Genomic DNA, 13,265 nt, shown 5'->3' on the forward strand with positions numbered 1-13,265 from the left:
AAACGCCCACGGGCTAGTACTACAACGCGCTATTGCTTCGAGCCTCCGGCTTTGAGCTCCAGGCTGCTTTCTCAAGAGGCTTTTTACAGTGGCACTGACAATTCTCGGCCTTTCCGGCGCCCTCAGTCATGACCCATCCGCCGCCCTTTATATCGACGGCAAGCTGATCGCTGCCGTCGAGGAAGAGCGTTTCGTACGCGACAAGCATGCGAAAAATCGTATGCCCTACGAATCAGCAAAATTCTGCCTGGAGCAGGCTGGTATCAAACCTGCCGATGTCGATGTGGTCGCCATTCCGTTTGCACCGATCAGCATCCTCGAGAAAGCTCGCTGGCATTACGCCAAGCGCTATTGGTACGCGCCGGATCGAGCGCTAGATGCCATTCTGTTTGGTAATCGCCGCTACAAGCGCTACCACAAGCGAATCCAGTGGTGCCTGCAGCAACTGGGATTCGATCTGAAGAAGATAAAAATCGAGCCGGTTGAACATCATCTGGCCCATGCATCGAGTGCCTATCACTGCTCCGGTTTCACCGAGAAAACAGCAATCCTGGGTATCGACGGCAAGGGTGAGTACGCCACGACGTTTTTCGGCTACGGCGAGAACGGCCGCATCCATAAGATAAAAGAATTCTACGATCCGGATTCGCTTGGTGGGCTCTACGGCGCGATTACCGAATTCCTTGGCTTCGAGATGCTCGATGGCGAGTTCAAGGTCATGGGCATGGCGCCGTATGGCGATGCCGCCAAGTATGATTTTTCGCGCCTGGCCAAATTCGAGAATGGCGAGCTGGTCATCAATACTGATTACGCCAACGTGATCGGCTTCCGCCGCTACAAGGAAAAGGGCAAGGGCTATTACTTCTCTCCCAAACTGATCGAGTGGCTGGGGCCTAAGCGCGAAGGCGATATCGCCGACGACCCCTACATCCACTATGCCGCTGCCATGCAAGCCTTGTTCGAGAAGCTGGCGCTGCAGATGATGGATCACTACCTAGGCGACATCATCCGCGAAACCGGCAAGATCGCCTTCGCGGGTGGCTGTGCGTTGAACGTCAAACTCAACCAGAAGATCATCGCCCGGGACGAGGTCAAAGAGCTCTTCGTCCAACCCGCTTCAGGCGATGCAGGAACGGCGGTAGGCGCGGCGGCGTATGTCTCGCATCAACGGGGCGTGCCTGTCGAGAAAATGGAGCATGTCTACCTCGGGCCCTCTTACTCGAACGAAGACATCATCGCAGCATGCGCGCGCCATCCGAGCAAGCCGACTTGGCAGCAGATCGACGACATGCCGCAGCGAATCGCGCAGATCATGGTCGACGGCAATCCGGTGGCCTGGTTTCAGGGGCGTATGGAATTCGGCCCGCGCGCGCTTGGCGGCCGCTCGATTATTGGTTGCCCGAGCGTTCCTGGTGTGGCCAACCGGATTAACGAGCAAATCAAGTTCCGCGAGCGCTGGAGGCCATTCTGCCCATCCATGCTCGATACCGTTGCAGCTCAGATGCTCAAGGTCGACCATCCTAGCCCGTTCATGACCTTCACCTTCGAGGTCAACGAGGGCTGGAAAGAGCGCGTCGGTGAAGTGGTGCATGAGGACGGCACCTCGCGCGCCCAGGTCCTGGAACGCCGCCATAATCCACGCTGGTACGATCTGATGCTGGAGCTGGAAAAACTCACCGGTAACGGCGTGTCGCTGAACACCTCTCTCAACCGTCGCGGCGAGCCAATGATCTGCTCACCGACGGATGCATTGAACATGTTCTACGGATCGGACTTGCAGTATTTGATCATGGAAGATGTGTTGGTGGTCAAAGATGGGATGGGTAGGAATGACGGTGCATGAACCGCTGATAAGCGTCGTTATCCCTGCTTACAACTATGCGGCAACGTTACCTCGTGCTGTTGAGTCGGTGCTCGTTCAACTGGATGAAGCTTCAGCTGAACTTATCGTAATCGACGATGGTTCAACTGATGATACGCCAGTAATAATCGAAGCATTACTAGCAGCCCGGCCGCAATTCCGATCATTGCGCAAGGAAAATGGCGGTGCGGCATCGGTGCGCAACCGTGGCATCCGCGAAGCACGTGGGACCTATCTGATTTTTCTCGATGCGGATGATGAGCTGGCGCCTGGCGCTTTGGGGTTGCTCGCTAGACATATTGCCGAGCATGGGCATGCCCGCATGGTGATTGGTGGGCATTGCGCCATCTCAGATACCGGTAAGCGCCGTGTTCATCTGCCCCAGGCCCTGCCCAATACGCCAGTGGAACGGCTTCGAGGCTACCTGCTGGGCAAGCATATCGCGCTCTCCAACGGCGCTTGTGCGATGCACCGAGAAGTCTTTTCTCGCGGGGACTACCCAGAGCGGTTTCGTAGCGCCGAAGATATTCCCGTATTTAGCCAAGTGTTGGCTAATTATCCGTGCACCGTTTTAGCTGAGCCTTTGGCCTTGATCCACAAGCACGACGACAGTCTTCGTCATCAATTTAGTCATGCAAAATCCGGAGGGCTGGCTCTCGTAGATGAGGTTTTTTCCCCGCAACGACTGGGTAAAGAATTTCAGGCGCTGAGAAATGAGTTCTTTGTTCAGCGCTGTTTGTCGCTGTTTCGAAGTGCCTATCTGGCAGGTGACGTTGAGGCTGCTAAATCATACTTCCAAACAGCATTACGGCATGATTGGCGTGTTGTATTGAATGGCTCTTATGTTCGTAAAGCGTTCCGGTTGTGGTTGGGTCATTACTGATGGCGACGAAAATAAAAGTCTTACAATTGCAAAATAGCTTTAACGTGAATGCCTCTGATTTAGCTGAGCAGATAATCCAGGGGCTACCAAGCGATATATACGAGGTGACCACTGTTTTCCTGCGTGGTGGTCCAGAGCCCGGCGAACCTGAGAGTAGGGCGGTGCGCTCGGAGTATTTTGGTCTGAGTAGTGCCTCGACTAAGGGGCTGCGTGTCAACGCGCTATGGAGGCTCTACAAGCACTGCCGTGCTCAAAATTACGATGCCGTCGTTGCGCATCGCTTCAAACCCATCAATATGATGATGTTGCTCAACCGCTTCTTACGCATTCCTGTCTGCATTGGGGTTTTACATGGTCTTGGCGAATATGATCGTGCATATCGTCGGTGGGAGTCGCGGTTATTAATGAATAAAGCTTGGCGGTTAGTTGGCGTGTCTCGAGCCGTCTACAATGATTTAATCGCAAGCGGCGCGGGCAGTCCGGAAAATGTTCGCCAGATCAATAATGCCATCGATATATCCCGTGCCGAGCGCTTGCAACATTCTAAGTCGCATGCGCGTCAGCTACTCGATTTACCTCAAGACGCATTTGTAATTGGAACAATAGGCCGACTGGTGCCGGTAAAGGCGCACATACACTTGCTGCAAGCGTTTGTCGAGATAAAGGATGAGTTTCCTAAAGCGCTGCTTGCCATTATCGGCGAAGGGCGCTCACGTCAGGAGCTAGAAGCTTTCATCCGCGCTCATGGCGTGGAGGCGCGAGTGCGTTTGCTGGGGTCGCGTGATGATGCATTGCAATTTGTCAAAGCATACGACGTGTTTGTAATGTCTTCGATTAGTGAGGGCTTGCCACTCGCATTGCTCGAGGGAATGAGTGCCGGGTTGCCAGTTATAGGCTCTGATATCGATAGCATGCGACCTATCTTGGAAGATAGCGGCGGGCGTACGTATCCAGTAGGCAAACCCTTGGTGTTGGCGGAGCGACTGCGTGAAGTTATGTCGCTGTCAGAAAATGAGCGTGTGCAAGAAGGGCGGCACTCATATGATTATCTTTGCCGGGCACATGCTATCGATGATTTTCGGAAGCAATATCGAGAGCTATTAGAAGATATGTTGAATAGGTCGTGCCATGACTGAACTTCCTTTGGTGACGGTAATAATTGCCTCTTATAATCATGCGCCGTATATCGAGGAAAGCATTCTTAGTGTTATTGAGCAAACCTATCCGAACATCGAATTGCTGGTTGTAGATGATGGGTCCAAGGATGACAGTGTGGAGCGTATTCGGCGCTTACATGAAAAATACGGGTTTGATTTCAGAGTTCAGCCGAACCAAGGGCTTTCTAGGACGCTAAACGAGAGTATTGCCCGTGCAAAAGGGAGTCTGATTGCGCCGCTGGGCTCAGACGATGTGATGTTGTCGGAACGTATAGCGACACAGGTCGCCTATATGGAAGGTAAGCCCGAAGTCGGGATATGTGCAGGCAATATTAAAACGATTGATGCGCAAGGAAATCTCATTCAGAAGCGGTGCCGTGCGAGGCCATTTCGTCGACTCGATTTCAATTCAATGTTTAACGCTCTTGAAGATGGGCCGCCAGCACCTACCTTGTTGTTTCGTCGCGAAGCTTTGCAAGCTGTGGGTGGGTTTGATCCGACAATTCGTCTCGAAGATTTACAGGTCGAGTTAAAAATCGCTTATGCAGGCTATTTCATCGATGTGCTAAGCGAGGTTCTGGCCAAATACCGAGTACATGGTGCCAACACCTATAAGGACCGGCGCTTCATGGTGGAGCAAGTCATGGCAACTTACGCATGCTTCAGTGATCATCCAGCTTATCCAAGCGCTTGCGCAAAGTTTTTAAATTCCATGGTGCTAAAGAGCGCCCGTGACGATAAGCAGCTTTCGCGGGAATTGCTGCGGCAACTGCCAGTACGCTTCTGGAACGGAAAGACAATACGTGGCTTGGTGCGTTTGGTTTTTGGCTAAGCGTGAAAACTTCAGCCTAGGCGCTCCATATAGTGTTGGCGAAATCGCACAACGCAGTGGCGACTTGGGTTTTCCATTTCGGAAAAATCAAGGAGATACTGCGTTCTTGCCGGGCAGCAGGCGAGAGGGCATCGCAGGTTAACTGATGGATCCAGCCCTATGCCCGTGCGATGATGGCAAGCATCTTTTCGCTTTGCAGTAATATCGAGTCACTGGGTGGCATGAACGAGCCGGTTGAGTTGTTGGTTCAGCTTCAGGGCGGCTCTTTGACCGCAATGTTCCGCATAGCCTTCCGTCAAAGAGGAGACGTGCTGTACCGCTAGCCAGTTACTATCCTCTCCATAGCGCAGCATATGGGTTAGGTTACGGCGACGCTTCCAAGGCTTAAGCGGTTCGTTGCTGATCGACATGTCGGATACGTCAATCAGGCCAAAACTTCCGTCCGGCAGCTTGATGACGTTACCCAGATGCAGCGAGCGAAAATAAATCCCTAGTTGGTGAAGGTGTCCGAGAAAGGCTCCAAATGCTTCTATTTCTAATTCCCGCTCGGCATCGGTTAGGGCTCTCCAGCGGTTGCGTAGCGTATCGCCTGGAAGGGGCAGGTATAGAACGCCATCGACCTTTGACGTCTTAATTTGTATGAGCTTACTTACTGCTGGTGCTGGCACGCCCAGTAGTCGTAAGTGCTGTGCGTTACTTGCAAACCGGCGCGATGGAGGCGCCCAAAGTGCAGTTGAAAAAAAGCGCTTGCGCCTAAACAGTTTCAGGTATGTGCCGTCCGCAAGTTTCGCGACCTTTACCCCATGGCCGTCTGCTTCGATTACATCCGCACCTTGCAGTAAGTGGTTGAACTGTTCCTCAGTTAGGGCATTGAGCAGTGGCCCCTTTTGACGCAGGCTGATGGAGAGTGCGGCGATGAACGAAAGCGGTATCCAGATAAGAAACCAATTTTCGTTCGGGCGAGATAGGAAATTGCTGCCTTCAGTAAGGCCGGCAGCCAGTCCGTACACCGCCAGTGCGGATGCCAGCTGGAGGCATGCTTGTTTGTTCAGGCAGCGTACAAGCGCAATCGCATACATGACTAGCCAAAGGGTTAAACCGACTATTCCGAGCTCTAGGAGCACTGCCAGTTCAACATTATGTGGATCGCTTAAGGTACGTCCGAGCCCTGCTATCGTGAATGTGAACTCAGCGCCGTATCCGTGACCGACCCATGGGTGCTCAGACGCCTGGCGTATGGCTTCGCCCCATAGTTCAGGTCGGAATGACAAACCCCGTTGTAGCAATACGTCTGGCCTCAGTAAGAATCCAGATATGACGATAAAAGCCATCGCAGCTACCAAATAGAGTGCCCGCCGCCCTCCTAAAGCCGCCATCCAGATGCTCACCATACCCAGCGCCATTAAGGGGGTTCGTGAACCCGTCGCCAGCAAGGCCGCTATTAGTGGCGCCGCGAACATGATGGGAAGCCAAGATGGGCCGTCGCGATCCGTCAGCCATACGGCCATCCAGTAAGCACAAAAAAAACCGTATACATGAGACGACAGAAGGGGGTTGGACAGGGCTCCGGTGCCGATCATGCGCCCGCCGTCATTCCTTGACAGAAAAATTGCCAAGCCCGCCATGGCTGCTGCCGACGCCAGCATGGCTGCAATGCGTAGCGCTTTTAATAACCTTTGCTGATCCTTCAGCGCGATGATGGCGCAGGCAGCGAACATCATGAATACGTATAACGGCCGTTTGGCGAGACTGCTTGGGTCATCTTCAGTCTGAGTCCAGGAAAGACTCAACAATAGCCACGCGGCCATGACGAGAAACGCCATCACGATAGGTTCACGAATCAGCATTCGCCAATACTGAGGTTTGGCAAGCATAACGATTAGCGTGGGCGCGGCCAGCAGCGCGTAGTAGAGCTTGGTGTATGAGCTGGTGTCGTTTACCCAGAACAAGCCGGTCAACAACACCACATAACCAGCTATAAGCAAGCGGCCGGCGACGAACGCATCCAGCCAGCGAGTACAGTGGGCTAATCGAATCACAGGAATACTTCGGCTATTGCTAAAAGCCCAGCATAGTAATGCATTAGCCCGGACCGAGGCAGCCATGGCTGTATGGTAATCTCTCGCGTCTCTTCAAACGTTAACGCGTGGACGTATGCCTGATAACCGCTCTAGCGAGAGCCAGACTTCAAGCGTGACCATTTATTTTCGGCTGCTTGGCTATGTGAAGCCCTATGTGGGGTTATTCGGCCTCAGCATTTTGGGCTTTCTGATTTTTGCCTCTACCCAGCCGATGCTCGGCTATATCCTCAAGTTCTTTGTGGATGGGCTGAACAATCCGGGCGGCAGTTTTTTTGCTCAGGTGCCTTACCTAAACGGTCAGGCTTGGCTGGCAGACCTCAAGCTTTTGCAAGCCGTCCCACTGTTGATCGTGCTGATTGCCATCATGCAAGGCGTAGGCTCCTTCTTGGGCAACTATTTTCTTGCCCGCGTTTCTCTGGGCTTGGTGCATGATTTGCGGGTGTCGCTATTCAACAACCTGCTCGTCTTGCCTAACCGCTACTTTGATAGCCACAATTCCGGCCATCTAATTTCGCGTATTACCTATAACGTGACGATGGTGACCGGTGCCGCGACGGACGCGATAAAGGTAGTGGTGCGGGAGGGCATGACCGTGATCTTCTTGTTCGCCACGCTGTTGTGGATGAACTGGAAGCTGACGCTCGTGATGGTGGCGATTCTGCCACTCATCGGTGTAATGGTATCCAGCGCCAGCAAGAAGTTTCGCAAGCAGAGCAAGAAGATTCAGGTCGCGATGGGTGACGTCACCCATGTGGCGTCCGAGACGATTCAAGGTTACCGGGTGGTGCGTAGCTTCGGTGGCGAGTCGTATGAGCAGAGTCGATTTTTTGATGCCAGTAGCGACAACACCGGCAAGCAGCTCCGCATGGTCAAGACCAATGCGGTCTACACCCCTACATTGCAGTTGGTAATTTACAGCGCGATGGCAGTGCTGATGTTCCTGGTGCTGTACATGCGTGGAGACGCGTCGGCGGGTGATCTGGTCGCCTACATTACGCTTGCCGGTTTGCTGCCCAAACCCATCCGGCAGCTCTCAGAGGTGAGTTCTACGATCCAGAAAGGCGTTTCTGGAGCAGAAAGTATTTTCGAGCAACTCGACGAGTCGCCAGAAGTCGACAAGGGCACGTTCGAGCGCGAGAAAGTAACCGGAAAACTGGACGTCAGCGACCTGAGCTTCGTCTATCCAGGTACGGACAAGCAGGTGCTGCACGACGTCAGTTTCAACGTCGAGCCTGGGCAGATGGTGGCGCTGGTTGGGCGGTCGGGCAGTGGCAAGTCGACCCTGGCCAACCTGATTCCGCGCTTCTACCACCATGATCGTGGGCAGATCCTGCTCGACGGTATGGAGATCGAGGATTACACCCTTCGCAATCTGCGCCGGCACATCGCTTTAGTCACTCAGCAGGTCACACTGTTCAATGATACGGTCGCCAACAACATCGCTTATGGCGACCTGGCGGGCGCCCCGCTCGAGGATATCCAGCGCGCCGCTCGCGATGCCTATGCCGATGAATTTATTCAGCAGATGCCTCAGGGCTACGATACTCCTGTCGGTGAGAATGGCGTGCTGCTTTCCGGTGGGCAGCGCCAGCGTCTGGCCATTGCCCGCGCGCTGCTGAAGAACGCACCGGTTCTGATTCTGGACGAGGCTACGTCAGCGCTGGATACAGAGTCTGAGAGGCATATTCAGGGTGCACTGGATCATGCGATGGCAGGGCGTACGACGCTGGTCATCGCCCATCGGCTAAGCACGATCGAGAAGGCCGATCTGATCCTGGTGATGGAGCAAGGTCGCATTGTGGAGCGTGGCACCCATGCGCAACTGCTCCTGACCAACGGCCCATACTCCCGCTTGCACGAAACACAATTCAGGAGCGATGAATCGGCATAAGCGGGCATTGCGCGCCAAGGCCGATGCTTGCCATGCCCGCTCAAGCCAGCGCTGCGCCGGCCTGGGCGGTTCGTCATGTTATGATCGCGTGTTTTTTTGCCCCGGAGCCCTCATGAAACTGTCCATGCCCCGTTTCGACCAAGCCTCCGTCCTGGTGGTTGGCGACGTCATGCTCGATCGTTACTGGCATGGCGGCACGTCGAGGATTTCGCCGGAGGCGCCGGTGCCGGTGGTCAAGGTCGAGCAGGTAGAGGATCGGCCGGGTGGCGCCGCCAACGTGGCTCTTAACATCTCGGCATTAGGTGCGCCGGCCGCGCTGGTTGGTGTCACGGGCGTGGATGAAGCCCGCCAAAGCCTGATTGATAGCCTGGCTGCAGCTGGTGTGCAGGCACACTTTCAATCCATCGAGCATCAGCCGACCATCATCAAGCTGCGGGTGATGAGCCGGCACCAGCAACTGTTGCGGATGGACTTCGAAGAGCCGTTCGACACCGATCCGGCCGCGTTGCTGCGCGACGTCGAGCAGCTGTTGCTGGGTGTGAAGGTGCTGATTCTTTCCGACTACGGCAAAGGTGCGCTGCGCAATCATCAGTCGCTGATTCAGGCCGCGCGCAAGCGTGGCATTCCGGTGCTGGCTGACCCTAAAGGTAAGGACTTCGAAATATATCGCGGCGCTTCGGTTATTACGCCGAACCTCGGTGAGTTCGAGGCCATTGTCGGTCACTGCGCAGACGAGGCCGAACTGGTCGCAAAGGGCGCGGAACTGATGCACAACCTGGAACTTGGTGCCCTCTTGGTGACCCGCGGCGAGCACGGCATGACGCTGTTGCGTCCGGAGTATTCACCGCTACACCTGCCTGCCCGCGCACGTGAAGTATTCGATGTCACTGGCGCTGGCGATACGGTGATTTCGACGTTAGCGGCGGCCATTGCTGCTGGAGAGGAGCTGCCGCAAGCGGTCGCACTGGCCAATCTTGCCGCCGGTATCGTGGTCGGCAAGCTGGGCACCGCCTGCATTAGCGCGCCGGAACTGCGCCGAGCAGTGCAGCGCGAGGAAGGTTCCGAGCGTGGGGTAATGACGCTCGAGCAGTTGCTCACCGCGATAGAAGATGCGCGCGCCCAAGGCGAGAAGATCGTGTTTACGAATGGCTGTTTCGACATCCTGCACGCCGGGCATGTGACCTATCTGGAGCAAGCCCGCGCTCAAGGGGATCGCTTGATCGTCGCAGTGAATGACGATGGGTCGGTGAGTCGTCTGAAGGGGCCGGGCCGGCCAATCAACTCGGTTGATCGGCGCATGGCGGTGCTGGCTGGGCTCGGCGCGGTCGATTGGGTTGTATGTTTCGCGGAGGACACACCTGAAAATCTGCTCGCCGAGGTCAAGCCGGATGTGCTGGTCAAGGGCGGAGATTACGGTGTCGATCAGGTTGTCGGTGCGGACCTGGTCACCGCCTATGGCGGTGAGGTCAAGGTGTTGGGGTTGGTCGAAAACAGCTCTACTACGGCCATCGTTGAAAAAATCCGCAAGCGCTAAGCCTGGCCGCTGCCCAGCCGACCAGGCTGGGCAGCCTTTCCAGTTCAAATCAACCGGATGCCGCCACGGCGAGGGTCTTGATCCAGTCGCGCCAGCTAATTCGCTCTTCGCGCACGACCAAATCGTCTTGGCCTGCAAAGCTTTCCGACAGCCACAACCCGCGCGTACTGGCCGGAACGGGCTGTCCTTTGCGCAAGGTGTACAACGCGGCGGTCGGACGGCCCTGCAGCAGCGGAACCAGATAAAGATCGGGTCTGCTGCGGGACAGCTCTGCGACGAGCTTGCCGTCTTCCAGCCGTTCATCGACATGAAACAGGCTGAGCTCTCGGGTTTCCTTCGGTAGATCGAGGCGCATGTCGTACACCAACTGCAGGGAAGCGGTCGGCAGATGAACGTAGGCTCGCGGGCGCTCCATCAAGGTCATCTGGCCGCATTGCACCGGTCTCGCCGAGCCTGAAAGCGAGGCCAGGTTGAAATGCACAGCCTCCCGATAGCGCAGGCTGCCCTCATAGGGAGCCGGTAGCCATGTGTCCCCGAAGCGCCCGGCGAGCCAGCCCTCAGGCGTTTCCAGCAAACATTCTTCTGCAACTTCCTGAATCGCGGTGAGCAGAGGCAGACTGAGTTCGTGGGCCGGTACGTAGCCGGAAATCAGCTTGAGTACCACGTCGCCTCGGTCCTGGCGTTGCTGGCGCACCAGTACCCAGTACTCCTGGCCCTGCCAGCAGATCGTCAGGCGTACCGAGACGCCGAGGTTAGCCAGTTCGATATTGAAGCGGCTCGGATCGTTCACGGCTACCGGTCGGCGACGTTCGAGCATCTCGCTGAAGTTCAGCGGACGCCCAAGGCTCTGGTAGCGCAAGCCTTCCGGGCTGGCTTCGACGAGCAGCGGCAGGGTCTTGAAGGCGGTCGGATTCTTGCGGATCAGTACGCGCGGCATTCGGCTCCTCCTGGCAGTCGGCGGCCGTCTGGCCATTTATTGTTGTTGGGATAAAACGGATGCGGCGGTACGTACGTTAGCTGACAAGTGTTGCGGGTTGATGGTGCCGATGATTGCCGCGCCGACGCCAGGATGACTGAACAACAGCTCGAAGCTGAGCCGTACGGGGTTCTCGTCTGGCTTCAGGCAAACATGGCCGCTGGCGAGCGCCTTCTTGACCAGGATGCCCTTGGCGTTTGCCTGAGCGTAGTCGAGCACTGGCCGTTCGGCCTGCTCGTTGAGGTTGTAGGTCACCATCGCACAGTCGCCCTGCTCAAGGGCAAAAAGGCCGCCTTCGACGGTTTTGCCGGACAGGCCGTAGCCAAGAATCTTACCTTCGCGCTTGAGCTCGGCGAGCGTTTCGTAAACGCCGCTGTTCTGCAGAATGTCCAGGTCGCGCCCATCCGAATGCACTAACACCAGTTCGATACGGTCGGTCTTTAGCCGCTGAAGGCTGCGTTCCACGGAAAAACGGGTATGGGCTGGCGAGAAATCGAACTGCGATTGACCGTCGACGAACTCCTCGCCGACCTTGCTGACCACCACCCAATGATCGCGCTGGCCCAGCAACAGCGGGCCCAGGCGCTGTTCGCTGACGCCGTAGGCGGGGGCGGTATCGATCAGGTTGATGCCTAGATCGCGCGCCAAATCGAGCAAGTGACGCGCCTGTGCATCGTCGGGAATGCGAAAGCCGCTGGGGTACTTCACGCCTTGATCACGGCCCAGCTTGACCGTGCCCAAGCCCAATGGCGATACATTCAAGCCGGTGCTGCCCAGCCGGCGGTGCAAGGCATGAAGGGTGGTTTCCATCAGACCAACCCTTCCCAGAATGGCCCAGTGATCGCGGGGCGCGGCAATTCGGGCAGTGGCGTCAAGGGTTGCGGCTGGATACCGTCGCGGATCAATGCGGCCTCGACCCGATCGGCGAAGTCTGGGGACAGCGCCAGTTTGGTCGGCCAGCCCACCAGCAGGCGCCCCTGTTCGGCGAGGAAGGCGTTATCCGGTCTGGCCAGTGCGGATTGCGCAGGCTCGGCCCGGTCGATACGCAGCGTGGCCCATTTGGCTGCCGACAGATCTATCCAGGGAACCAGCTCGGCCAGCTCCTTCTTCGCGGCGGCAATCTGCGACGCTTCATCGCGCGCAACCCCGCCGGCCTCGGCCAGATCGCCGCCCAGGTACCACACCCATTCGCCGTCGGCAGCGGGGTGGCTGGTTACCGTAATGCGGGGTTTGGAACCGCCGCCCAAGCAGTGCGCATAGAGTGGCTTCAATGTCGGCGCCTTGACGATGACCATGTGCAACGGGCGCTTCTGCATCGCAGGCTGAGCGAGGCCCAGCGCATTCAGCAGTTCGGCATTCCCCGCGCCGGCAGTCAGGACAATGCGTTGAGCGCGGAACGAGCGACCGTCGACAATCAACCCGCTCAGCTCGCCGTTTTCCTGTAGAGGCTCGATTCGCTCGGCCTTCAGCAGGCCTGGGCCCGACAGCTCTGCGAGTCGCTGGATCAGGCTGGGCACGTCCAGCACCAGCTCGCTGAGGCGGTAGACCTTACCTTTGAAGCGAGGGTCCTGGAGCGCCTGTGGCAGCTCACCGCCCTTGACCTGGCCGACACGCGACCTGACGGCCTTGCTGGCGAAGAAGCTGGTGAGGTTGCCCGTCAGGGTGCCTGGCGACCATAAATAGTGAGCGTCCGATAGCAGGCGTACACCTGAGAGGTCCAGCTCGCCGCTACCGGCAAGCGCCTCGCGCCAGCGTCGTGGCATGTCGGCGATTGCTTCCGATGCGCCGGTCAACGCGCCGCTCAATGCGTACTTGGTCCCGCCGTGGATGATGCCCTGAGACTTGACGCTTTGTCCGCCGCCGAGCACACCCTTGTCCACCAGCAGCGTCGAATAGCCCAGTCGGCGTAGGCGTGCGTTCAGCCACAGGCCGGCGACTCCGCCGCCAACGATCAGAACATCGGTGCTCAGTGACTCGGACATGAAGGGACCTCTTGGAGAAATCAGGCGCGCAGTATAACCGCTCACCCCTGAACATCAGCCGATCCGGC

10 protein-coding genes are annotated in these 13,265 nt (G+C 56.7%); 6 read left to right on the forward strand and 4 right to left on the reverse strand.

Features of this window, described 5'->3' with window-relative positions; all coding sequences use genetic code 11:
- Positions 1-88: 88 nt before the first annotated feature.
- Genes ALTERO38_RS01395 through ALTERO38_RS01410 form a run of 4 tightly spaced genes read left to right on the forward strand, consistent with a single transcriptional unit; the run spans position 89 to position 4,733 of the window.
- Positions 89-1,843 (forward strand): carbamoyltransferase, encoded by a 1,755-nt coding sequence (locus ALTERO38_RS01395; protein WP_159967001.1) that lies wholly within the window; start codon positions 89-91, stop codon positions 1,841-1,843.
- Positions 1,830-2,744, forward strand: a complete 915-nt coding sequence (locus ALTERO38_RS01400) for a glycosyltransferase family 2 protein (RefSeq protein ID WP_159967002.1) — start codon at positions 1,830-1,832, stop codon at positions 2,742-2,744. The genes ALTERO38_RS01395 and ALTERO38_RS01400 overlap by 14 nt, the downstream gene beginning before the upstream one ends.
- Positions 2,744-3,880, forward strand: coding sequence for a glycosyltransferase (locus tag ALTERO38_RS01405; RefSeq protein WP_159967003.1), 1,137 nt, complete (start codon positions 2,744-2,746; stop codon positions 3,878-3,880). Before ALTERO38_RS01400 ends, ALTERO38_RS01405 begins: the two co-directional genes overlap by 1 nt.
- Positions 3,873-4,733, forward strand: coding sequence for a glycosyltransferase (locus ALTERO38_RS01410; RefSeq protein ID WP_159967004.1), 861 nt, complete (start codon positions 3,873-3,875; stop codon positions 4,731-4,733). Before ALTERO38_RS01405 ends, ALTERO38_RS01410 begins: the two co-directional genes overlap by 8 nt.
- Positions 4,734-4,942: 209 nt before the next feature.
- On the opposite strand, the gene ALTERO38_RS01415 is transcribed toward ALTERO38_RS01410, so the two are convergent.
- Positions 4,943-6,772: an O-antigen ligase family protein gene (locus ALTERO38_RS01415; protein ID WP_159967005.1), complete on the reverse strand. Its 1,830-nt coding sequence runs from the start codon at positions 6,770-6,772 to the stop codon at positions 4,943-4,945.
- Between the two features lie 115 nt (positions 6,773-6,887).
- Between ALTERO38_RS01415 and msbA the strand changes: the two genes are divergently transcribed.
- On the forward strand, positions 6,888-8,705 hold the full coding sequence (msbA, locus tag ALTERO38_RS01420) for a lipid A export permease/ATP-binding protein MsbA (RefSeq protein WP_159967006.1): 1,818 nt from the start codon (positions 6,888-6,890) through the stop codon (positions 8,703-8,705).
- Positions 8,706-8,817: 112 nt separating this feature from the next.
- The gene (gene hldE, locus ALTERO38_RS01425; protein WP_159967007.1) at positions 8,818-10,239 is read left to right on the forward strand and encodes a bifunctional D-glycero-beta-D-manno-heptose-7-phosphate kinase/D-glycero-beta-D-manno-heptose 1-phosphate adenylyltransferase HldE; all 1,422 of its coding nucleotides are present in this window, start codon (positions 8,818-8,820) and stop codon (positions 10,237-10,239) included.
- A gap of 49 nt (positions 10,240-10,288) precedes the next feature.
- Here hldE and ALTERO38_RS01430 read toward each other — a convergent pair whose 3' ends face one another.
- From ALTERO38_RS01430 to ALTERO38_RS01440, 3 genes are read right to left on the reverse strand one after another with little or no spacing between them, the layout of a single operon-like run.
- A complete protein-coding gene (locus ALTERO38_RS01430) occupies positions 10,289-11,176 on the reverse strand; it encodes a metal ABC transporter ATPase (RefSeq protein ID WP_159967008.1) in 888 nt (295 codons plus the stop codon).
- 36 nt (positions 11,177-11,212) lie between these two features.
- Positions 11,213-12,028 carry an aldo/keto reductase gene (locus tag ALTERO38_RS01435; RefSeq protein ID WP_178114615.1) on the reverse strand — a complete coding sequence of 272 codons (816 nt, stop codon included), beginning with the start codon at positions 12,026-12,028 and terminating at the stop codon, positions 11,213-11,215.
- Positions 12,025-13,197 (reverse strand): FAD-binding oxidoreductase, encoded by a 1,173-nt coding sequence (locus ALTERO38_RS01440; RefSeq protein WP_159967010.1) that lies wholly within the window; start codon positions 13,195-13,197, stop codon positions 12,025-12,027. The genes ALTERO38_RS01435 and ALTERO38_RS01440 overlap by 4 nt, the downstream gene beginning before the upstream one ends.
- Positions 13,198-13,265: the final 68 nt, after the last annotated feature.

Origin of the sequence: Pseudomonas sp. 9Ag, from assembly GCF_902506445.1 — a bacterium.
GTDB classification, from domain to species: domain Bacteria; phylum Pseudomonadota; class Gammaproteobacteria; order Pseudomonadales; family Pseudomonadaceae; genus Stutzerimonas; species Stutzerimonas stutzeri_AB.

Bases quoted from the DNA above. Each gene is read 5' to 3' on its own strand.
- ALTERO38_RS01405 (WP_159967003.1), top strand. From the start codon at position 2,744: ATGGCGACGAAAATAAAAGTCTTACAATTGCAAAATAGCTTTAACGTG.
- msbA (WP_159967006.1), top strand. From the start codon at position 6,888: ATGCCTGATAACCGCTCTAGCGAGAGCCAGACTTCAAGCGTGACCATT.
- ALTERO38_RS01440 (WP_159967010.1), bottom strand. From the start codon at position 13,197: ATGTCCGAGTCACTGAGCACCGATGTTCTGATCGTTGGCGGCGGAGTC.
- ALTERO38_RS01400 (WP_159967002.1), top strand. From the start codon at position 1,830: ATGACGGTGCATGAACCGCTGATAAGCGTCGTTATCCCTGCTTACAAC.
- hldE (WP_159967007.1), top strand. From the start codon at position 8,818: ATGAAACTGTCCATGCCCCGTTTCGACCAAGCCTCCGTCCTGGTGGTT.
- ALTERO38_RS01430 (WP_159967008.1), bottom strand. From the start codon at position 11,176: ATGCCGCGCGTACTGATCCGCAAGAATCCGACCGCCTTCAAGACCCTG.
- ALTERO38_RS01410 (WP_159967004.1), top strand. From the start codon at position 3,873: ATGACTGAACTTCCTTTGGTGACGGTAATAATTGCCTCTTATAATCAT.